The organism is Mycobacterium sp. E796 (assembly GCF_001672815.1).
In the GTDB taxonomy this organism is placed as follows: domain Bacteria; phylum Actinomycetota; class Actinomycetes; order Mycobacteriales; family Mycobacteriaceae; genus Mycobacterium.
Genome location: NZ_LZKK01000316.1, coordinates 1 through 860 on the forward strand (window position 1 = coordinate 1; position 860 = coordinate 860).

Here is an 860-nt window from a genome sequence, read left to right on the forward strand (position 1 = left end):
GGCGCGCGCGACAGCCACGAGACGCCGGAGCAAACCGCCGTCCGCGAGGCGCACGAGGAGGCCGGCCTGCGGGCCGAGCGGCTCGCCGTGCGCGCCGCGGTCGTCACCGCCGAGGTGACCGGGCTCGGCGGCACCAGCTGGACCTACACGACAGTCGTTGCCGACGCGGCCGAGTTGCTGGACACAATCCCCAACCGGGAAAGCGCCGAGATGCGCTGGGTCGCCGAGAGCGAGGTGGCCGATCTGCCGCTGCATCCCGGCTTCGCGGCCAGCTGGCAGCGGCTGCGCACTTCGCCGGCGCTGTTGCCGCTGGATCACGGCGACGAACGTCGTCACCACCTGCCGCGCACGCTCGAGGTCGAGGCCGGGGTCTTCGTGTGGTGCATGCCGGGCTCTCCACTCCAGGCCGACGAGGAGCCGTCGCAGCTCAGCCGCCTGGTCAGTTCGCTGTTGCAAGCGCCGACCTGAGCGCCTCGGCTGCGGCCCGCGGATCCTCGGCCGCGGTGATCGCCCGCACCACCACGATCCGGCGGGCGCCCGCGTCGAGCACCTCGGGCAGCCGCCGGGCGTCGATGCCGCCGATCGCGAACCACGGCTTGTCCCCGCCGAGACGGGCGGCCTCACGCACCAGGCCCAGCCCGGGCGCGGCGCGGCCGGGTTTGGTCGGGGTGGGCCAGCACGGTCCGACGCAGAAGTAGTCGGCCTCGCCGGCGGCGGCCGTCATCTGGCAAGTGTCGTGGCTGGACAGGCCGATCAGCACCTCCGGCCCGACGATGTCGCGGGCCATGGCCGGCGGCAGGTCCCCCTGGCCCAGGTGCAGGATGTCGGCGCCGGCCGCGCGGGCGATGTCGGCGCGGTCG

2 protein-coding genes are annotated in these 860 nt (G+C 74.8%); one reads left to right on the plus strand and one right to left on the minus strand.

The window, feature by feature from the left end; translation table 11 throughout:
- Window positions 1–468 (plus strand): NUDIX domain-containing protein (locus tag A5706_RS25285; RefSeq protein ID WP_068137074.1); only part of this gene is annotated, 468 nt, incomplete at its 5' end.
- Here A5706_RS25285 and A5706_RS25290 read toward each other — a convergent pair.
- A partial coding sequence (locus tag A5706_RS25290; RefSeq protein WP_068137078.1) for a thiamine phosphate synthase occupies window positions 440–860 on the minus strand: 421 nt, incomplete at its 5' end. The genes A5706_RS25285 and A5706_RS25290 overlap by 29 nt on opposite strands.